Source organism: Clostridium gasigenes (genome assembly GCF_900104115.1).
GTDB classification, from domain to species: Bacteria; Bacillota; Clostridia; order Clostridiales; family Clostridiaceae; genus Clostridium; species Clostridium gasigenes.
In genome coordinates, this window is sequence record NZ_FNJM01000003.1 from 132170 (window position 1) to 154082 (window position 21913).

At 30.3% G+C, this 21913-nt stretch carries 21 protein-coding genes; all 21 read right to left on the bottom strand.

Annotation, left to right across the window (positions count from 1 at the left end):
• Nucleotides 1-165: 165 nt before the first annotated feature.
• The 21 genes from pknB to pstB all read right to left on the bottom strand — a co-directional run bounded on the left by pknB (nucleotide 166) and on the right by pstB (nucleotide 21863).
• Nucleotides 166-2175 (bottom strand): Stk1 family PASTA domain-containing Ser/Thr kinase, encoded by a 2010-nt coding sequence (gene pknB, locus BLS77_RS08025; RefSeq protein WP_089967923.1) that lies wholly within the window; start codon nucleotides 2173-2175, stop codon nucleotides 166-168.
• 1 nt (nucleotide 2176) lies between these two features.
• Entirely contained in the window at nucleotides 2177-2896 is a 720-nt protein-coding gene (locus BLS77_RS08030) for a Stp1/IreP family PP2C-type Ser/Thr phosphatase (RefSeq protein WP_089967925.1), read from the bottom strand.
• A gap of 15 nt (nucleotides 2897-2911) precedes the next feature.
• Nucleotides 2912-3943, bottom strand: a complete 1032-nt coding sequence (gene rlmN / locus BLS77_RS08035) for a dual-specificity RNA methyltransferase RlmN (RefSeq protein WP_089967927.1) — start codon at nucleotides 3941-3943, stop codon at nucleotides 2912-2914.
• An 8-nt stretch (nucleotides 3944-3951) separates the two neighbouring features.
• A complete protein-coding gene (rsmB, locus tag BLS77_RS08040; RefSeq protein ID WP_089967929.1) occupies nucleotides 3952-5271 on the bottom strand; it encodes a 16S rRNA (cytosine(967)-C(5))-methyltransferase RsmB in 1320 nt (439 codons plus the stop codon).
• Between the two features lie 23 nt (nucleotides 5272-5294).
• A complete protein-coding gene (locus BLS77_RS08045) occupies nucleotides 5295-5975 on the bottom strand; it encodes a zinc metallopeptidase (protein ID WP_089967932.1) in 681 nt (226 codons plus the stop codon).
• Nucleotides 5976-5997: 22 nt separating this feature from the next.
• Nucleotides 5998-6924 carry a methionyl-tRNA formyltransferase gene (gene fmt, locus BLS77_RS08050; protein ID WP_089967934.1) on the bottom strand — a complete coding sequence of 309 codons (927 nt, stop codon included), beginning with the start codon at nucleotides 6922-6924 and terminating at the stop codon, nucleotides 5998-6000.
• 83 nt (nucleotides 6925-7007) lie between these two features.
• Nucleotides 7008-7451 (bottom strand): peptide deformylase, encoded by a 444-nt coding sequence (gene def / locus BLS77_RS08055; protein ID WP_089967936.1) that lies wholly within the window; start codon nucleotides 7449-7451, stop codon nucleotides 7008-7010.
• Nucleotides 7452-7462: 11 nt separating this feature from the next.
• A complete protein-coding gene (priA, locus tag BLS77_RS08060) occupies nucleotides 7463-9664 on the bottom strand; it encodes a primosomal protein N' (RefSeq protein WP_089967939.1) in 2202 nt (733 codons plus the stop codon).
• 59 nt (nucleotides 9665-9723) lie between these two features.
• Nucleotides 9724-10923: a bifunctional phosphopantothenoylcysteine decarboxylase/phosphopantothenate--cysteine ligase CoaBC gene (gene coaBC / locus BLS77_RS08065; RefSeq protein ID WP_089967941.1), complete on the bottom strand. Its 1200-nt coding sequence runs from the start codon at nucleotides 10921-10923 to the stop codon at nucleotides 9724-9726.
• Between the two features lie 2 nt (nucleotides 10924-10925).
• Nucleotides 10926-11162, bottom strand: coding sequence for a DNA-directed RNA polymerase subunit omega (gene rpoZ / locus BLS77_RS08070; RefSeq protein WP_089967943.1), 237 nt, complete (start codon nucleotides 11160-11162; stop codon nucleotides 10926-10928).
• Nucleotides 11143-11781: a guanylate kinase gene (gene gmk / locus BLS77_RS08075; RefSeq protein WP_089967946.1), complete on the bottom strand. Its 639-nt coding sequence runs from the start codon at nucleotides 11779-11781 to the stop codon at nucleotides 11143-11145. The genes rpoZ and gmk overlap by 20 nt, the downstream gene beginning before the upstream one ends.
• Entirely contained in the window at nucleotides 11781-12050 is a 270-nt protein-coding gene (gene remA / locus BLS77_RS08080) for an extracellular matrix/biofilm regulator RemA (protein WP_089967949.1), read from the bottom strand. The genes gmk and remA overlap by 1 nt, the downstream gene beginning before the upstream one ends.
• Nucleotides 12051-12064: 14 nt before the next feature.
• A complete protein-coding gene (locus tag BLS77_RS08085; RefSeq protein ID WP_089967952.1) occupies nucleotides 12065-12946 on the bottom strand; it encodes a YicC/YloC family endoribonuclease in 882 nt (293 codons plus the stop codon).
• 120 nt (nucleotides 12947-13066) lie between these two features.
• The gene (locus BLS77_RS08090) at nucleotides 13067-14035 is read right to left on the bottom strand and encodes an asparaginase (protein ID WP_089967955.1); all 969 of its coding nucleotides are present in this window, start codon (nucleotides 14033-14035) and stop codon (nucleotides 13067-13069) included.
• 283 nt (nucleotides 14036-14318) lie between these two features.
• Nucleotides 14319-14717, bottom strand: coding sequence for a PBECR3 domain-containing polyvalent protein (locus BLS77_RS08095; RefSeq protein ID WP_089967957.1), 399 nt, complete (start codon nucleotides 14715-14717; stop codon nucleotides 14319-14321).
• Nucleotides 14718-14875: 158 nt separating this feature from the next.
• Nucleotides 14876-16354 carry a stage IV sporulation protein A gene (gene spoIVA, locus BLS77_RS08100; RefSeq protein ID WP_089967961.1) on the bottom strand — a complete coding sequence of 493 codons (1479 nt, stop codon included), beginning with the start codon at nucleotides 16352-16354 and terminating at the stop codon, nucleotides 14876-14878.
• Nucleotides 16355-16647: 293 nt separating this feature from the next.
• Nucleotides 16648-17640, bottom strand: coding sequence for an NAD(P)H-dependent glycerol-3-phosphate dehydrogenase (locus tag BLS77_RS08105; protein WP_089967964.1), 993 nt, complete (start codon nucleotides 17638-17640; stop codon nucleotides 16648-16650).
• A gap of 2 nt (nucleotides 17641-17642) precedes the next feature.
• Nucleotides 17643-18959, bottom strand: a complete 1317-nt coding sequence (gene der / locus BLS77_RS08110; RefSeq protein WP_089967967.1) for a ribosome biogenesis GTPase Der — start codon at nucleotides 18957-18959, stop codon at nucleotides 17643-17645.
• A complete protein-coding gene (locus BLS77_RS08115; RefSeq protein ID WP_089967970.1) occupies nucleotides 18959-20296 on the bottom strand; it encodes a DUF512 domain-containing protein in 1338 nt (445 codons plus the stop codon). Before BLS77_RS08115 ends, der begins: the two co-directional genes overlap by 1 nt.
• A gap of 133 nt (nucleotides 20297-20429) precedes the next feature.
• Nucleotides 20430-21074 (bottom strand): phosphate signaling complex protein PhoU, encoded by a 645-nt coding sequence (gene phoU, locus BLS77_RS08120; RefSeq protein ID WP_089967973.1) that lies wholly within the window; start codon nucleotides 21072-21074, stop codon nucleotides 20430-20432.
• A gap of 24 nt (nucleotides 21075-21098) precedes the next feature.
• Nucleotides 21099-21863: a phosphate ABC transporter ATP-binding protein PstB gene (gene pstB, locus BLS77_RS08125; protein ID WP_089967976.1), complete on the bottom strand. Its 765-nt coding sequence runs from the start codon at nucleotides 21861-21863 to the stop codon at nucleotides 21099-21101.
• Nucleotides 21864-21913: the final 50 nt, after the last annotated feature.

Genomic DNA, 21913 nt, shown 5'->3' on the forward strand with positions numbered 1-21913 from the left:
ATTTTATTCTCCTTACTTATAATAAACAGATTTCACCAAAAAATGCAATAAAAAAAACATTTTTTTGAAATATACCTAAAGTGAAAGAGAGCAAATTATATTTGCCCTCTTAATTTTTACCCACATTAATGAAAATTTAATCTTTTCATTCCTATTAGTTATTATTTACTGAGTAGGTGGTTTATTTGTATTATCCGGTTTATTTGTATTATCCGGTTTAGGTTTTTCCTGTTTAGGTTTTTCTGTACTTAATGTTATTGTCGCCCCCGCTTCTGCCTTAGCTGGGTTATACCCACTCACTATATCATTTGCTTCATCAACTCCACCATTGGCAAATACAACCTTAAGCCCTTTAGCTTCTAATTTGCCTCTTGCCTCAGATACTTTTAAACCCTTAATGCCTAATTCATCTAAATTAATTAACACAATAGGTTTTACATATTTACCTACAGAAATAGTTATAGCAGTACCTGCTTCAACCTTTTTATCAGATATAGATTGTTCAAGTACTATACCATTTTCATTTTCCCTATCTGTATCCTTTTCTTTTATCTCCACTGATAATTTTAAGCCTTCAAGCTTTGACTTTGCATCACTTGCGCTTTTTCCAATTACATTTGGGATATCAACCAATTTCTTTTCTGCTCCTCTACTTACAACTAGATTGACAGCCGTATCTTCTGTAACTTCTGTTTTAAGTTTTGGATCTTGGCTAATTACTAATCCATAAGGAATACTCTCACTAAATTCTTCTGTTTTTTTAACATTTGTAATACCCATATCTTTTAATCTTTTTATAGCCTCATTAAATTCTACTTCTCTAAGATCTATCATCTTAAGTTTTTCAATTCCAGCTGATACCATTACTTTCACTTTAGTTTTTTCTTTAACTACAGTTCCAACCTTAGGGTCAATTTCAACAATTGCACCTTCTGGCTTATCACTTTTCTTTGACCCAACTTCTTCAACTTCTAACTTAACCTTTTCTAATATAACTTTAGCTTCTTCCACAGTCTTCCCGCTAATTTCTGGAACCTTAACATCTTTCACCTTTGTGACTCCAGTAGCTATCTTAAGCCCAGTTGCTACTAATCCTACTAAAATTAATACACCTACAATTGCAATTATAATTTTTTTAGCTACATTGCTACCTTTTTTCTTTTTCTTTACTTTCTTTTCTTCATAATCATCATCATCTTCTTCGTCTTCTTCATCTTCGTAGGCTTCATCTTCATCTTCATAGTAATCCTCTTCTAATTTCGACATATTATTTTTCTTATTAGTATCAAGGCTTACTGGTGACATAACTATTGTATACTGATTATCCTGTATAGGTTTATCACTTATTATTATATCTGGATTTTGTTGTATCTTCTGAAGATCTTGAATAATATCTTTTGCACTTTGATATCTTTTAACAGCTTCTTTTTCCATAGCTTTTAAAATTAGTTTATTCAAACTATCTGGTATAGCTGAATTAATATTTTTAGGTGCCACAGGTTCTTCTTGTAGATGTTTAAGCGCTACAGTAACAGGTGAATCTCCTTCAAATGGAAGCTTTCCAGTTACCATTTCATATAAAACTATACCTAAAGAATATATATCAGCTCTACAATCTATATACGTACCCTTTGCTTGCTCTGGTGATAAATAATGTGCAGACCCTATAATACTTGTTGTATTAGTAATTGTTGATGAATCTGTTGATTTTGCTATTCCAAAATCAGTTACTTTAACATCACCATTTTCAGTAATAAGTATATTTTGGGGTTTTATATCTCTATGAATAATATTATTTTTATGTGCGCAATCTAACGCCTTTGCTATTTGTAGTCCTATTTTTATTGCAGTAGCATATCCAAGATTACCATTAAAAGTTATAACATCCTTTAATGTTTTTCCATTTACCAGTTCCATAACTATATAATCTATATCATCTTGAGTACCAACATCTAAAATATTAACTATATTCGCATCAGATAAATTAGCTATTGCAGTAGCTTCTTTTTTAAATTTTTGTGATATTTCTTCATTATTAGCAAATTGTTTTCTTAGTATTTTAACTGCAACAAATCTGTTTAACTTATTACATCTAGCTTTATATACTTCAGCCATTCCGCCTTCGCCTATTTTTTCCAATAGCTCATATCTATTGCCAAGTACAATTCCCTTCATACTACACCTCTCCTTCGAATAACATTACTGTTATGTTATCTCTTCCACCTCTACTTTTTGCTACATCAACTAGCTTTTCACAAGCAATATTAATATTATCAGCTTCATTAATTATAGATAAAATATCCTGTTTATTAACTTCGTTTGATAATCCATCTGAACATAGCATTAAAGTTTGGAATTTCCCAAGTTCTATATTAAACACATCTATATCCACCCAATCTTTAGTGCCTATAGCTCTAGTTATTACATTTTTTTGTGGATGTTTAGCTGCTTCTTCTTCACTTATCGTACCCAAATCTAAAAGTTCTTGTACTAAAGAATGATCTTTAGTTATTTTCTCAATATTCTTGTTTCTAATACCAAAGCAAGAACTATCACCAACATTTGCGATTTGAATAAATTTATTTGTAATAAGACATGCTGTCAAGGTTGTCCCCATGCCAGTATACTCTTCCTCCTTATGAGAGAAAGAGTATACTTCTTTATTTGCATATAGAACAGCTCTTTTTAGTATTTCTTCTTTATTTTCCTCTGTAAAATTCGCTTCTATATATTCTATTATTTTTTCAGTTGCCATTTTGCTAGCTACTTCACCAGCATTATGACCACCCATACCATCTGCAACAACGTATGCCTTAAATTTTTCATTTTCAACATACTTTGCATAATCTTCATTTAATTCTCTTACTATACCAACATCACTTTTTATACCAGTCATCAATACCCTCTCCCTTTATTTTTGGGTTTCTATATAGCTCCTTCTTAATTGACCACAAGCTGCATTTATATCGTTTCCCATTTCTCTTCTAACTGTAACTTCAATTCCTTCATCCTTAAGTATTGATTCAAAGTCCTCAATTATTTTCTTAGATGGTCTTTTTAGCGTATTTTCTTTTATTTCATTTACAGGAATAAGGTTAACATGACATAACATACCTCTTAGAAGCTTACTTAATGATTTTGCATCATCAGCACTGTCATTAATTCCAGAAACTAATGCATATTCATAAGTTATACGTCTTCCCGTTTTATCTACATAGTATTTACATGCGTCTAGAACCTCTTTAATAGTATATTTATTAGCAACAGGCATAATGTTTTTTCTTATTTCATCACTATATGCATGAAGCGAAATAGCTAGTGTTATGCTCGATTCTTTATCTGCTAATTCATAGATTCTAGGTACTATACCACAGGTCGAAAGAGTAATATGTCTTTGTCCTATATTAAGTCCATAATCTGCATTTACAAGTTCTAAGAACTTAGTTACATTATCATAGTTATCTAAAGGTTCTCCACTTCCCATTAATACTACATTTGAAATTCTTTCCCCTAATTGATTTTGAGCAACTATTATTTGAGCTAAAATTTCTCCACTTGTTAGATTTCTAATTCGACCTTCTAATGTAGATGCACAAAATGTACATCCCATTCTACAGCCTACTTGAGTTGATATACAAATAGAATTTCCATGCTTATATCTCATTATTACGCTTTCAATTAAATTTCCATCTTTAAATCCAAGCAATAATTTTTGTGTACCATCTATGTCTGATTCAAATTTTTCTATTATTTTTGGAATTCCAATATAAAAGTGATTATTTAATTTTTCTCCTATAGATTTAGGGATGTTTTTCATTTCTTCAAAAATCCAAACACCCTTATATATCCAGGAAAAAACTTGTTTAGCTCTAAAAGCACTTTCACCATTATCTTTCATCCAATTTGATAATTCTTCTAAAGTGTAATCCAATATATTTTCCATTATTTCTCCTAATATGACTTTTTAATTTTTGCTACATAGAAGCCATCCATATATTCATTTGGCATTATAGTTAAGCTTCCATCTTTATCATATATAAAGTTATCTTTCTTACCTAAGAATATTTTTTGCACAGTTGCATCACTATGGTTTGATAGGAACCACTTTATATTTTCTTCGTTTTCTTCTTTATTTAGTGTACATGTAGAGTAAACTAATGTCCCACTTGGCTTAAGATATTGCCATGCATTTTCCATAATTTTTCTTTGTATTGGAACTAAATCTTTTAATTGTTGTCTTGTTTTATTCCATTTTATTTCTGGTTTCTTTCTTATTATTCCAAGGCCTGAACACGGAACATCAATAAGGATTTTATCTGCATGACTTATAAATCTAGTATCTAATGTACATGCATCCATTTCCTCTGTTTTAACATTTGTTATTCCAAGTCTAGCTACATTTTCTTCAATTAATGATAATTTATTTTCATATAAATCAAAAGCTAAAACTTCCCCTGTATTTTCAAGCAATTCAGCTATATGAGTAGTTTTTCCACCTGGAGCTGCACATAAATCTAGTACAGTTTCTTCTTCTTGTAAATCTAAAAGTGGAGCTATTAGCATAGCGCTTTCATCTTGTACTGTTATTAGACCTTCTGCAAATAGAGGATTTTTTTCTATTCCGCTACCACCTTTAATTGAAATTGCTTCTGGGCAAGCGTAACCTTCTTCAATCTCATATCCAGCTTCTTCTAATTTTTCATATATATCATCATATTCACCTTTTATGCCATTAATTCTTACAGTAACCTTAGGAGTTGCATTTAAACCACTCATAATTTGCATGGTTTTTTCTTCTCCATATTGTTTTATAAATAATCTTATCATCCAAGGTTGAAGAGAATATTTATAAGCTAACTCATCTATTCTATTTCCTTTTACTGTTATTTCTTTTTCATTTTTTAAATAACTTCTTAGTATTCCATTAACTAATTTTGATCCTTCTAATGAAATATCTTTAGCTTCCTCAACAGCTTCATTTACAGCTGCATATCCCGGAACCTTATCAAGGAAGTGCATTTGATATATTGCAACTCTTAATATATTTACAATTCCATCATCCATTTGTGTCATATCTCTAACGAAATTAGCTATTATAACATCAATTGTTTTTTTTCTTCTTAAAGTACCATATACTATTTCTGTCACTAACGCTTTATCCTTATCTGATAATTCATTGTTATTTAATTCATTTGAAAGAACAATATTTGAATATGCTCCTTCACTTAAAACTCTTTGTATTATTTTTCTTGCTATATTTCTACTATTCATCCTTCATACCTCATTTTCTTTAATTATTCGTTATATCTATTACTTAAAGCTATTAATCTAACTAATTGAGAAATAGCCATCAGTGCTCCTGCTACATATGTCATAGCAGCTGCATCTAATACTTTTTGTGCTCCCTTTACTTCATCACCATATAATATCCCATTAGATTTTAATATTGATAAAGCTCTTGTTGAAGCATTAAACTCAACAGGAAGCGTTACTAATTGATAAATTACTGTTACTGAGAAAAATATTATTCCTATTGTCGTAAGCCCTTTAAAGCTAAACAACACTCCTATAAAAAACAAAATCATAGAAGCTTGACTTCCAATATTTACAACTGGTGCTATTGTTGTTCTAAGTACTAATGGTTTGTAACTTTTCTGATGTTGAATAGCGTGCCCAACCTCATGAGCTGCTACTCCTGCAGATGCAATTGTAGCCCCTGCATAAACCTCTGGCGAGAGTCTAACTACCCTATCCCTTGGATCATAATGGTCCCCAAGTTTTGTATTTGTTCTTTCTATCCTTACATCAAAAAGCCCTGCACCATCTAATATACTTCGTGCAATTTCTGCGCCTGTATTTCCACCTACTGTTCTTATTTTACTATATTTATTATAAGTGCTGTTAATTTTTGTTTGTGCCCAAAATGCAATAAGCATAGCTGGAATTAACAACAAATATGTGGAATCAAAATACATAAAAACATCTCCTTAATATCAATTATATTAATTTAATATTCTCTTTTATAGGTTTTCCATTTATATATTGTTCTATTGTTAGAGGTTTTCCATTTGGAAATTGTACTATTTCTATTAAAAGTATTCCTTCTAAGCAGCTAACCTTAACCCCTTCTTTATCAACTCTAATTATTGTTCCAGGATCTTTATCACTTTGCTCATTTATCACAGTACTCTTATAAATTTTCATTGTTTGATCTTCATAAGTAGTATGTGCAATTGGCCACGGGTTCAATCCTCTAACTAGATTATGAATATCTTTTGCAGAATTATTCCAATTTATTCTTCCTGTTTCCTTATTAAGCATTTTAGCATAAAAAGTTTCTCCATGCTGCTTTTTAGGAATAATAGTTTTATTTACTAATCCTTCTATTGTTTGGACTAATAAATCTCCCCCTGAACTCATTAATAAATCATGAAGTTCTCCAGCTATCATATGTTCTGTAATTTCAACTTGATTTTCAAGAAGCATATCTCCAGTATCAATCCCGAGCCCCATTAACATTGTAGTATTACCAGATACCTTTTCTCCATTTATAATAGCCCAGTTTAAAGGTGCTGCACCTCTATACATAGGTAATAGTGAAGCATGTAGATTTACACATGCATACTTTGGAACATCTAAAATTTCCTGTGTTAATATTTGTCCAAAAGCTACTACAATTATAAAATCTGGATTTAATGATTTAAGTGCTTCTATACATTCTCTATCATCTTTTAATTTTATAGGTTGGTAAACTGGGATATCATATTCTAAGGCTACTTCCTTTACTGGGGAATACGCCATTTTTTTACCTCTACCTTTTGGTTTATCTGGTTGAGTAAAAACTGCACAAACTTCATAGGTTTCTATAAGTTTTTTTAGTGAAGGAACTGAAAATTCTGGGGTTCCCATAAATACTATTTTCAAAATTTTATCCCTCCTTTAGGCATGTTTTTTTAACAATTGTCAATATACACCTAACTCTAACTATTATTTTTTAAAACACTTTATTACTTTATAAGATCTATAAATAAAATTCCCTCTAAATGATCATATTCGTGTAATATAGCTCTTGCTAATAATTCTTCAGCTTCTAATATAAATTGTTCGCCTCTTTCATTTAAAGCTTTTACCTTTACATAATTAGCTCTTTCTATATCTTCTAGTTGTCCTGGCACACTAAGACAGCCTTCTTCTCCTAATTGTGAACCCTTTGTTTCTAATATTTCTGGATTTATAAATACTCTAAGTCCTTCATCATCATAAGCATCAATTACAAATATTCTTTTAAGAATTCCAACTTGCACTGCTGCAAGCCCAACGCCATCTGCCTCATACATTGTTTCTGCCATATCTTTTAAAAGAGTAATTATTCTTGAATTTATTTCTTCTACATTCTTACTCTTTTTTCTTAAAACATCGTCTCCATTTTCCCTTATATTTCTAATAGCCATCTTTAGCCCTCCTATGTTAAATTATTTGGATTTATATCTATACTGACTCTTATCTCATTATATACATTTTTATTAAATTCATAAAGCCTATCCTTGATTTTTTTGCAAAATTCTTGGGGTAATTCCCCTTTAAATAGTATTTGCCACCTATAACTATCCTTAATTTTGGTAATAATACAAGGTACTGGTCCTAACATATTAATATAAGTATATTCATTATTTATCTTTTTTAACTCTATTGCTAAGTTCTTCATAAATACTTTAAGCTGTTCTTCATTTTTAGAGGAACCATTAATTAATAATAGTTTACCAAATGGAGGATAACCCATTAGCCCTCTTAATGCAAATTCTTCATTATAAAAACCTTCATAATCATAATTTTTTGCATAAATCAGCCCATAATAATCTGGCGTGTAGGTTTGTATAATAACCTTACCTTCTTTTTCGCCTCGTCCTGCTCTTCCTCCAACTTGAGTTATTATTTGAAAAGTTTTTTCAGCTGATCTATAATCTGGTATGTTTATAGATATATCTGCTGCTATAATTCCAACTAAAGTTACATTTGGGAAATCTAACCCCTTTGATATCATTTGAGTACCTATTAATATATCTCCCTCACCATTTTTAAAAGAATTATAGATATTTTCATGAGCATTCTTTCCCCTCGTTGTATCTACATCCATTCTTAGAACCCTGGCTGATGGAAAGTATTTAACTACTTCATCTTGAACCTTTTGTGTTCCAGATCCAAAAAATTTCACATATTTACTTTCACACTTTGGGCAAATTTTAGGTTGCTTTTCAGTTTTACCACAATAATGACAAACTAAAAAACCATTTTTATGGTATGTCATTGAAATATCACAGTTAGGACATTTAAATACATAACCACATCCTCTGCATGAAACAAATGTAGAAAAGCCTCTTCTATTCAAAAACAAAATAATTTGTTCCTTATTTTTCAGAGCTTCATTAACAGAATTATATAGTTCCTTACTAAATATAGACATGTTTCCTGACTTTAATTCATTTCTCATATCTACTATTTGCATTTTTGGCATAGGTTTTTTGTCTACTCTCTTATTCAGCTCTATTAATTTCATTTCACCTGAAATAGCTCTATAATAGCTTTCAATAGATGGTGTTGCTGAACCAAAAATAACCTTACAGCCTTTTAGCCTAGATAAAAACTCTGCAACTTCCCTAGTTTGATATTTAGGATTTTGTTCTGATTTATAAGTATTTTCATGCTCTTCATCTATAATAATTAATCCCAGGTTCCTAGCTGGTAAAAACAGTGCACTTCTTGCTCCAACTATTAGTTTAGCATTTCCATCATGAACTCTATGCCATTCATCATGTCTTTCCCCTTCTGATAATCTACTATGAAATAAGGCTACCTCTTTTCCAAAGCGACCTTTAAATCTTTCAATCATCTGTGGAGTTAGTGCTATTTCTGGCACCAAAACAATTGCAGAATTACCGTTCTTAATAGTTTCTTCAACAAGTTTCATATAAACCTCTGTTTTTCCAGATCCTGTAACCCCTTTTAATAAATACAGATTATTCTTTGATGCTTTAATTTGTTCTATTGCCATAAATTGCTCATCTGTAAGTTTTTTTTCTCCATAGGCCTTATATTCTCTTATATTATACCTATACACTATTTCTTCTTGGCATCCTAAATATTCTTCTTCTATAAGTTTATTAATTTTGTATAAAGACAAATTTTTTTCTTTAGTTAATTCACTTTTAGTAAACTTTCCATCATTAGCTTTTATATAGTTTAATATTTCTCCATACTTTTCTTCTTTATTTTTATCCTGTATGTCTTTAATCCATATAATCACTTTTTTACTTTTATTTTTAGTTCCCTTCAATATCCCTTGTGGTATTAAAAGTCTTATTGCATCTATATACTTACATAAATAAGTATCTCTTAGAAATTCAATTAGGCTTAAATCATCACTAGTTAATACAGGCTCTATAAAACTAATTTTTTTAACTTTTTTAATTCTCATACCTTTTATATCATCTTCATATTTTAAACCTAATACAAATCCGTCTGTTAATGTATTTCGAACTCCAAAAGGTACTTTGACTAATTGTCCTTGCCTTATATGGTCTTTAAATTCTTCTGTTACCTCATAAGTGAATGGTTTATCTATATCTAATACATCACTATTTACTATTATTTCTGCATATGTTTTCAAATTTATCACACCTTTTATTTAGGTATCTTCCCAAACTATATATAGAAGAAAAAGCGCAATTAGCGCTTTTCTAAAATAGTGTCAAAAATATTTGATGCTACCTCTTTTTTGCTCATCTTGTCTAGTTCTTTCTTTTCTCCAGTACTTGAGATAATAATAACTTTGTTATCATCACTACCGAATCCAGTTTCCTTAGCTGTAATATCATTTGCTACAATAAAATCAAGATTTTTCTTTTCTAACTTCTTTTTCGCATTTTCTATTACATTATTACTTTCAGCTGCAAAGCCTACTAATAACTGATGAGTTTTTTTATCTCCAAGTAACTTTAAGATATCATTATCCCTAGTTAATACTAAGTTTAAATCTCCGTCACCTTTTTTTATCTTTTGTGTGCTGTACTCTTTAGGCTTATAATCTGCAACTGCAGCGGCTTTTATAACAATATCACTATTATGAAAATGTTCTAAAATTGCATCTTTCATTTCATCATTAGTGTTTACATTTATAACTTTAACACCTTTTGGGTTTTCTAAAGAAGTTGGTCCTGAAACTAAAACAACTTCAGCGCCTCTATCTTTTGCTTCTTGTGCTAAATTATAACCCATTTTTCCTGTAGATCTATTTGTAATAAACCTTACTGGATCAATCTGTGCTATAGTTGGTCCTGCGCTCACTAATACTTTTTTCCCTTTTAAATCTTGTTTTTTAGTAGCTTTATTTAGCTCCTCTAAGACCTTATTAACGATTATATTAACATCCGCTAGTTTACCAACCCCAACATCTCCACAAGCAAGCCTGCCCGATCCTGGTGTTATAAACTCATATCCATAAGATATAAGCTTTTCTATGTTACTTTGAACTATAACATTTTCATACATATTTGTATTCATAGCCGGAGCAAATATAACCTTTGCTTTTGTAGCCATTATTGTTGTAGATAGCATATCATCTGCTATGCCATTTGCAACTTTACCAATTATATTTGCAGTAGCTGGCGCTATAAGCATAAGGTCAGCTTTTTGAGCTAAAGAAATATGTTGTATTTCAAAAGCTTTAGGTTCTGCAAACATATCTGTAGCTACCATATTTTGACTTAAAGATTGAAAAGAAAGAGGTGTAACAAATTCAGTTGCAGACTCGGTCATTATAACTCTTACATCTACATCTTGTTTTTTCAAAGCACTAATTATATCAAGAGCTTTGTACACCGCAATGCCTCCACTTACTCCAATAACCACACACTTTTTACTTTTCATTTTTATTTTTCATCCTCTAGCTTTTGTTCTTCTTCTGTAAGCTTATGATATTCTACAACACCTTCAAATATTTCTTGAATCCCAATTGTTAAAGCTTTGTGTGATTTTGTAAATACTTGTGGTTCACTACCATTGATTATTTGTCTTGCTCTTTTTGAAGTAACTGTAACTAAAGTATATCTATCTTCTACCTTTTCTAATAGCTCCATTATTGATGGATTAATCATAGAGTTGTTCATGAATAAAGCCCTCCTTAGAATCTAATATTGTGTCTTTTATTCTATCGACCCTGCATTTTTCAGCAGCAATTATTGCTTCAACTTTACTAGCTGCGACTTCAACAGTGTCATTTACTACTGCATAATTATATTTAGAAATATAATTAATTTCTTGATAAGCAGATTTAAATCTTGTCATTAAAGATTCTTTTGTTTCACTGCCTCGTTTAATAATTCTTTGTTTCAATTCCTCCATTGATGGTGGAAGTACAAATATAAATACACCCTCATTGAAGTTTTCTTTTACTTTTAAAGCACCTTGAATATCTATTTCTAAAATTACATCCTTACCATCCTCAAGCATTTGTTCTACATTTGCTTTTGGAGTGCCATAGCAATTACCATAAACTTCTGCATGTTCTAAGAACCCATTTTCATTAATTTGTGCTTGAAAATGCTCTCTTGTAAGGAAATAATAGTTTACGCCTTCTACTTCACCATTTCTTGGCGATCTTGTTGTTGCGGAAACTGACAAGTATAAGTCTTTATGTTTTTCTAATAAAGCTTTGCATATAGTTCCTTTTCCAGCACCAGATGGACCTGAAATAACTATTAGCACGCCTCTATTATTTGTATTCATTATTCGTCAACCTCATCTACTGTTCCATCTTTATTTGAAAGTCTATGTGCTACCGTTTCTGGTTGTACTGCTGATAAAATAACATGATCACTATCAGTTATTATAACTGCTCTTGTTCTTCTTCCATAAGTTGCATCTATTAACATTCCTCTGTCTCTAGCTTCTTGGATTATTCTTTTAATAGGTGCAGATTCAGGACTAACAATAGCAACTAATCTATTAGCTGAAACTATGTTTCCAAATCCAATATTAATCAATTTAATTCCCATTTTTTTCCTCCTTGTTACTCAATGTTTTGTACTTGTTCTCTCATTTTTTCGATTAAATTCTTTATGTTAATGACAATATTTGTCATGTAAACATCGCTAGATTTAGATGCTATTGTATTCGCTTCTCTATTCATTTCTTGAATTATAAAATCCAACTTTCTTCCTATTGTTTCATCTTCTTCGAAAGTTTTTCTTAATTGATGTATGTGGCTATGCAGACGAGTTATTTCCTCATCTACTGACGCCTTATCAGCAATAATTGCAATTTCTAATGCTATTCTACTTTCATCAATTTCTATACCATCAAGTAATTTTTTTAATCTTTCTTCAAGTTTTATTTTATATGCCATTGGCACTTTTTCTGCAATTTTAGAAATTTCTTCTACTAGATTTTCTATTTCTGAAAGTTTTAAAAGTATATCTTCTTTAAGCTTTTCGCCTTCAACTTTCCTCATCTCTTCCATCATTAAAATAGATTCTTCTATTAGTGGTTTAATTTCTTTAAATATTTCTTCTATGGAATCTTCTTCTTCCATTACTTTAATTACTTCTGGGTATCTTGCTATTTGGTTAATAGTAATATCATTTCTAACTCCCAGGCTTTCTTCTATGTCCATTAAACATTTTAAATAGCTCTTTGCTAAATCTAAGTTTACTTTTGCAACGCCATTTCCCTCAGAGTTACCTTTCAAATTAATAAAGACGTCTACTTTACCTCTTGAAAGACTTTTATTAATTAATTTCCTTATTTGTTCTTCTAAAGATATCATACTCTTTGGCATTTTTACGTTAACATCTAAGTATCTATGATTTACGCTTTTCATTTCTACTGAAAATAAATGTTTACTTTCTTGCCTGCTACTCGCTCTTCCGAAGCTAGTCATACTTTTAACCATACTTTCCTCCCTGAAAACAAATTTATTTTATACTTTATTAATCACAAGTTTCATATTAATAAAGTATAGTTACATCTGTCAACAGTTTGTTCATATATTGTTAACATTTGTTTTTATCATTTAAAAACTATTTCTAATTTCTTCTAATTTAAGTTTCGCTCCTATTGCAAGAATTAATTTTATTCTTGCCTTTTGACCTGGTAATGTATCTCCAAATATTACACCTAGATCTTTAAGCATTTTCCCCCCGCCTTCATATCCGTAAGATTCAAATACTCTTCCTTCAAAACATCTAGACACTATTACTACTGGGATATTTTTATTTATTGCCCTTTTTATTCCAGGTATCATTTTAGGCGGGACATTCCCTCTCCCCATAGCTTCTATTACTATACCTTTATCCCCTTTATCTATTATAAAATTAATATATGATGAATCCATTCCAGCAACACATTTAACAAGTGCTACCTCACCTCTTAACTCTTCAACTTCATATGTATTTGTTTTTTGTACATTTCTATAGAAAAGAACTTTATTATTATCTACCATTCCAATTGGTCCAAAATTTGGTGTTCTAAACGCACTTAAAGCCATAGAATTGGCCTTTGTTACTTCTGTTGCTGAATTCAAGTCTCCATTAAAACAAACAAGGACACCTCTTCCCTTAGCCTCTTCTGATATTGCAGTACATATAGATGCTGCCAAATTAAAAGGACCATCATAGCCAAGTTCTGAACTACTTCTCATTGATCCAGTTATTACTACAACCTTTTCTGTTTTTAAAGTTAAGTCTAAAAGATATGCTGTTTCTTCAAGGGTATCTGTTCCATGTGTTATAACAACCCCATCTATATCTTCTCGGCTTAATAACTCTTCAACAAATTTGCTTAATTCAAGCATTATTTCCACAGACATATGCGGCGATGGCATACTTGAGAAATTATAAGATTCAACCTCTGCAAAATCTTCTATACCAGTTACCATTGACATTATTTCTTCACCAGTTAAACTAGGCACAGCTGCTTTAATTCTTTCATCTATCTTCATCGATATTGTTCCACCATTAAATACTACTGCTATTTTTTTCATACTATTCCTCCTAAATCCTCTTATGTTTATTTAAGGGATCTTCAAAAAATAAAACTTTTGGATGATCCAAAAGCTTTATTTTATCTTATTGGCAGGACAGCGTCCTACGCCTCTATTTACTGATTAATTCAGCGTATGAGGAGCCATTTCTCACCTCAATAATATTCAACACAATATACATATTATACATTTCACATAGTCATGTTTCAACTTTTATTTTCAAGAACCTAGAAAGCTTCAAAAAATTAACTAGTCAGATTCTGGCCTATTTTATTCAGAGCCCTTATTTCTTCCATTCTACAATTCTCCCACTATACAACTTACTTTTTATTTTTTCCTCAGTAATTGGGTACATTGTAGAAACATATATATAATCTTTTTTTAAATCTACTTCTATCCCCACTAAAATATTTACATTAATTTTTTTAATAATTTCAATAGAAGCTTTACTATTGCTAAGTTTATATATTCCAATATAATCCGGTTCATTAATTATTTTTTTTATAACATCTAGAATATTTGTTATCACTTTTTTTGATAGCTGTTTTCCATGTCTATTCTTTATATGCTTAAGTACTCCTGGAGAAGCATATATTACTCCACTATAGGATAAGCCTAAAACATTTGCCATTTTGCGTCTAAAATATCCAACTCTTTTATAGGTGTAAAATTTATTTTCCATATGCTATACCTCTATTGTGCGTAGCGCACTGAATATTTCTAACAAAGTTGTATATTGTATTATATTCCCCAAGGTAACTATATAGTGATAATACTTGAAAATAAAAAAGAAAGTTCCAAGTGGAACTTTCTCAAAAGGTTTGTTTTTAAGATTTTAAATTATAGAATTATACAAATTAAACCGCCATTACCTTCATTAATAATTTTTTGAAGTGTTTTTTGAATCTTAACTTGAACATCTTCTGGCATTTTATATAATTTATTTTGTAATCCTTCTTTAACTAACACCTCTAAGGATTTACCAAACATATTACTTTGCCAAAGCGATGCAGGATCCTTATCAAATTGGTCCATAAGAGATTTTACAAGTTCTTCACTTTCTTTTTCTGACCCCATAATTGGACTGATTTCAGTCTTAATATTAGCCTTAATAAAATGAAGTGATGGTGCTGATGCCTTAAGCTTAACCCCAAATTTATTTCCTTGTTTAACCATCTCTGGTTCTTCAAATTTCATTTCACATAATTGCGGTGCTACAAGTCCATATCCTGTTTCTCTAACATCAACTAGTGCATCCTTTATTTTATCATATTCCTTTTTAGCAAAATTAAGATCTTTAATTAAAGATAAAAGTTCACTTTCTGATTCTACATCTAAATCACATATTTCACTTAATATTTTATAGAAAATACCTTCTTTAGGTTTCATCATTAACCTTGCTGTCCCACTTCCTAAATTAACTTCGCTTAAATCAGTTGCTCCTAAGTACTCTTCTTCTTTAAATGAATTTAGAGTCGATTTTATATCTCTAACTCTACTTATGTCCTTGCACATTACTTTAACTATATTAAAGAAATCTTTTTTCAACCAATGTTCTGCCTCTAATTTTTCAATCCATTTTGGCATATCTATATTTATTTCTTTTACTGGGAATTCTTTAAGTACATGTCTAAATATTTTTTCTATATCTTCTTGGTTCATACTATATACATCAATAACTTGAACTGAAACGTTATATTTCTCTTCTAATTCTTTTCTTAATTCCTTAGTTTCTGGAGCGTTAACATTCTTTGTATTAAGTACTACAATAAACGGTTTGTTTATAGCCTTCAATTCATTAATAACTCTTTCTTCTGCATCTAAATATTCTTCTCTATCTATACCTGTGATGCTACCATCTGTAGTTATTACTAGCCCTATAGTTGAATGATCTGTAATTACCTTTCTAGTTCCAATCTCAGCTGCATCTTCAAAAGGTATTTCATAATCATACCATGGAGTATTAACCATTTTAGCTTCTTCTCCATCCATATATCCAAGTGCACCCTTTACAATATAGCCAACACAATCAACCATTCTAACCTTAAATTTAATATCCTCATCTAATGTTATTTCTACGGCCTCATTTGGAATGAATTTAGGTTCTGTTGTATGAATACTTTTACCTGACCCACTTTGTGGTAACTCATCCTTTGCTCTTTCTTTTTTATAGGCATTATCAATCTTTGGTATAACCATAAGGTCCATAAATCTTTTTATAAAAGTTGATTTTCCAGTTCTTACTGGTCCCACAACTCCTACATATATGTCCCCCTGGGTTCTTTCAGCAATATCCTTGTATATATTAAAGCTGTCCACGTTGTACCCTCCTAAATATTTTTAACACTATATATATATTCTAGTTATTAAAAAAGTATACAAGTTTATTAAAATTTATATTTATATTTTCACCACTCTTTAATTCCTCTCCCTTACTATAAATACTATGAACTCATATGTTAATTTATTACTAATATCTATTATTTTTATTTTATATATCCCATTACAAAATGATATTCAAACTTCTAATTACAATAAAAATTAAAAATGTTACAACTAATTCTAAATAAAATAAGAAGAGAATAGCAAATGCTATTCTCTTCTTATTTTATTTAATATATTTCATTTTTCTTTCCACGTTCCATTAAATGAGCAACGGCTTTTTTAGGATCTTCGCCTTGAAATAATATTTTATATAAAACATCTGTTATAGGCATTTCTACCCCTAACTTTTCTTTTAATTCATAAAATGCTTTGCAAGCTTTTATTCCTTCTACAATCATTCCAACTTCATTAATTGATTCTTCTACAGTTTTTCTACTACCTAATGAAAATCCTGCTCTTCTATTTCTAGAATGCTTACTTGTACAGGTAACTATTAAATCGCCCATACCTGTTAATCCAAGGAATGTTTCTGGCTTTCCACCAAGCTTCATTCCAATTCTAACTATTTCAGCCATTCCTCTTGTCATTAATGCAGCTTTAGAATTATCACCATATCCAATACCATCACAAACACCTGCTCCTAATGCAATAATATTTTTTACAGCCCCTCCAATTTCTACTCCAATTAAGTCTTCATTAGTATATACCCTGAAGCTATTAGTCATAAATAAATCTTGAATATCCTTTGCATACATCATATCTCTTGAGGAAGTTACTACTGTTGTTGGAATTCCAAAAGCTACTTCTTCAGCATGGCTAGGCCCTGATAAAATAACTACTGGATTTGGTAGTTCTTCTTCTATTACTTGAGATAATCTTAGGTTAGTGTCTTGTTCAATACCTTTTGCAATACTAACTACAGGTACACTATTCCTAATTTTGCCCTTTAAACTTGCACTTAAGCTTCTAATTACATGTGATGGAACTGCAAGGACAACATAATCTGAGTCCTTAACAGCTTCCTCTAAATTTGTAAAAGCCATGACATTTTCAGGTATACATAAGCCCTTAATATACTTATCGTTTCTTCTGTTGTTATTTATATCATTAACTACCGAGTCTTCTCTAGCGTATATATTAACTATATTTCCTTTGTTTGCAAGTAGTATGGCAAGCGCTGTACCAAAACTACCTCCTCCCAAAAAAGTCACTTTTTTCATATCTAGTTTTTCTTTTCTCTATATTCTATTTGGATACCAGTACCACTGAAATCAAAACTATCTCTTAGTTGATTTTCTAGGTATCTTTGATATGAGAAATGTAGTGCTCTTGAATCATTTATAAAGAACACAAATTTTGGTGGTTTTGTAGCAACTTGAGTTGCATAATAAACTTTAACTCTCTTAAGCGCTATAAGTGGTGGTTCTTTCATAAGAATAGCTCTATTTATTACTTCGTTTAATACCCCTGTTCCTATTCTCTTGTTGTAGTTAGCATAACATTCCTGAGCTACTTCAAGTACCTTATGTGCTCTTTGACCAGTTTTTGCTGAAATAAACAGATATTTAGCATATTTTAAGAACTTTAAGCTAAGTTGTAGTTCTTCTTTATATTTTTGCATTGTTTTATCATCTTTTTCAATAAGATCCCATTTATTAACAATAACCATTATAGCTTTATTAAGTTCATGTGCAAATCCTATTATCTTTTCATCCTGTTCTGTAACACCTTCAGTAGCGTCTACCATTAAGATGCATACATCAGCTCTTTCAATTGCAGTAAAAGTTCTAATTACAGCATATCTTTCGATTTCTTCCTTAACTTTACTCTTTCTTCTAAGCCCTGCAGTATCAATAAGTAAGAACTTACCCTTATCAGTTTCAAGTTTACTATCAATAGCATCTCTTGTAGTACCAGCAATTTCTGATACAATAAGTCTTTCTTCACCTAAAAGTCTGTTGATTAATGATGATTTACCTACGTTTGGTTTCCCAATCATAGCAATTTTAACTACATCATCATCTTCTTCATCAGCTTTCACCTTATCAAAAGGCTCAACTATTCTATCTAGCATATCTCCAAGACCAAGACCTTGAGCTGCAGATATAGTAACTGGATCACCAATCCCTAAATTGTAGAACTCCCAAGCATTGTCTTCATCTTTCATATTATCGATTTTATTAACTACAAGAACTACTGGTTTTTTACTTTTTCTAAGCATATTAGCTACTTCATGGTCAGCTGGAGTTAATCCCTCTTTACCATCAACTATAAATACTATAACATCTGCTGTTTCAATAGCAATGTTTGCCTGTCTTCTCATTTGTTGCATAATAAAATCTTCTCTTGCAGGTTCTATACCCCCTGTATCTATCATTGTGAAATTGTAATTTAACCATTCAGCTTCAGCATAGACTCTATCTCTTGTTACCCCTGGAGTATCTTGAACTATAGATATTCTTTTACCTGCCAATCTATTAAATAACGTTGATTTACCTACATTTGGTCTCCCAACTATAGCAACTATTGGTTTTCCCATTATATTTCCTCCTTGCAATGTGTATTTATTATGTCAATAAGATCATCACCTGTGTAATCACAAACTATAATCTTAATACCTAATGCTTCTTCTAAATCTTTCATTTTAATATCATCTAACATTATTTGTTCATTTTTAGGACCTAATTCGTATCCTTTTCTAAACATATTATCTGGCATAATTAAATATTTCGATGTTATTTTTCCTTTTAATTGTTCTATTATATCAGTTCCTGTTAAAAGTCCTGCTACAGTTATTGTTTCGCCAAAAAAATTATTAATAACTTTGAAAACTTTTATTTCTATATTGGGATTTGTATTATTTATTAATTTTGCAGCCCTATCTATTTCATTAAAAGCTAAAGTTCCTGTAACTAAAGAAAAGCTTCCTTTAATGTTTTTATTTAAGAATTCTACATCATTTATAATTCTGTCCCTAAAGTATCTAATTATACCTACACCATCTTCAATTTGTTCATATCCATTATAAAATTTTTCTTCTGGTACTTCTATACCTGAAGTTAGATAAAACTCATCTGATAGTCTTACAAATGGGACTCCTGTTTCTTTAATATATTTGTTTTGAAATTCTTGTACCATGATTATTTCTTTTTTAGCCATTTCTTTGTTAAAGGTATCTACTTTTGCTAAGCCTTCTCTATATTTAGTAATACCAATTGGTACTACCGCAATATTTTTAACATAAGGTGTTAAACTGTAAAGCTCAGTTATAGTTCTTTTTAACTCCTCGCCATCATTAACCCCAGGAATTAAAACAATTTGCGCATGCATTTCTATTCCGGCATCTTTTAATTTTTGAAGTCTTTCCATTATTGAACCTGCAAACCTATTTTTAAGCATTTTAACTCTAAGCTCCGGGTTTGTTGTATGTACTGAAATATTAATAGGACTAATTTGATACCTTATTATTCTATCAATATCTGCGTCTTTCATATTAGTAAGAGTTACAAAGTTACCTTGAAGAAAAGATAATCTTGAATCATCGTCCTTAAAGTATAAAGTATCTCTCATTCCTTTTGGTAATTGGTCTATAAAACAAAACATACATTTATTACTGCAGCTTTTAGCTTTATCCATTATACCTCCACCAAATTCAAGTCCAATATCTTCTCCGTACTCTTTTTCTATTTCATAAGACCAAACTTCACCACTTGGTTTTTCTATATCTAAAACTATTTCTTCATCAGGCATTAAAAATTTATAATCTATAATATCATCAATATCTGTATCATTAATAGCTAGTAGAACATCATTAATTTCTATTCCAACCTCTTCAGCAATGCTTCCTGGTTCTACTTTTGTAATTAAGTTTTTCATTTTTTCACTCCTATAATAACATAGTACCTTTATGTTATATTACCTTAATAACAGTTGATAGTCAATTAATTAGAACAAATGTTATTTAATAAAAGATAGAGGCTTTTTAAAAAGCCTCTATCTTTTATTAAAATTATTCATTTAAATCTACATAAGTACCTTTTTTAGAAAAAATAATCCATTCACATATATTAGTTACATGATCCCCTATTCTTTCTATATATTTAGATATAAAAAGAATTTGTGTTCCTTGATTTATTGCAGTGTCATCTTTTACCATTTTTTTTAAAACCGTTTCAAACATACCTTGATGAATCTCATCAACACTATCATCCATATGGCATATTTCATAAGCTGCATCTACATCTCCATTTACATAAGCATCAATGGATAATTTTATCATTTCAATAATTATATCACCCATTCTCCATATCGGTGTTATTTCATCTACAAAGCTAACACCCTTTAACCTTTTTACAATTTTGCAAATATCAACTGCATGATCTGCCATTCTTTCTAAATCTGTAACAATTTTAGATGTAGTATATATACGTCTTAAATCCTTAGCTACTGGAGATTCTGTAGCCATAAATTTCACACACTTTTCTTCTATATCTCTATGCATGTCATCTACCTTATCATCATTTTTAATTATTTTATCTGCAAGAATTAAATCCTGCTCTTTTAATGCAACCATGCTATCGTATATTTGCTTTTCAACTAAACTTGCCATACTTATTAAATCTGCATTTAATATTTTCACCCTATCTATTCTCATATTTATCACCTCATATAATTTATTTTAGCCAAATCTACCAGTTATATAATCTTCTGTTCTTTTATCTCTTGGTTTATAAAATATATCTTCTGTATTTCCATACTCAATAATTTCACCATGTAAGAAAAATGCTGTTTTATCTGCTATTCTTCCTGCTTGTTGCATATTATGCGTTACTATTATTACAGTATACTTTTTCTTTAATTCATCCATTAGTTCTTCCATTTTTTTTGTTGATATAGGATCTAATGCAGATGTTGGTTCATCCATCAATATTATTTCAGGAGATACTGCTATAGTTCTTGCTATACATAATCTTTGTTGTTGTCCTCCTGATAAACTTAATGCACTTTTCTTTAATCTATCACTAACTTCATCCCAAAGCGCTGCATCTTTTAAACTTCTTTCAACAATTCCATCTAACATCTTTTTATTTTTAATACCATGTAATCTTGGCCCATATGCTATATTATCATATATAGACATTGGGAATGGATTTGGTTTTTGGAAAACCATCCCTACCTTAGTTCTTAGTGCAATTACATCAGAACTCTTATATATATCTTCTCCATCTACTATTATTTCTCCAGTTACCTTAACACCATCAATTAAATCATTCATTCTATTTAGTGTTCTTAAAAAAGTTGATTTTCCACATCCAGATGGTCCTATAAATGCTGTTACTTTATTTTCTTCTAAATCTATATTTATTTTTTTTAATGCTTGATTATCACCATAAAATAAATCTAAATCTCTAACTTGTATCTTAGCTTGTGTTTTATTTGACATTTTTACACCTCTTAATAATATTTCTATTAGTCCTTTGAGAAAATAACTTA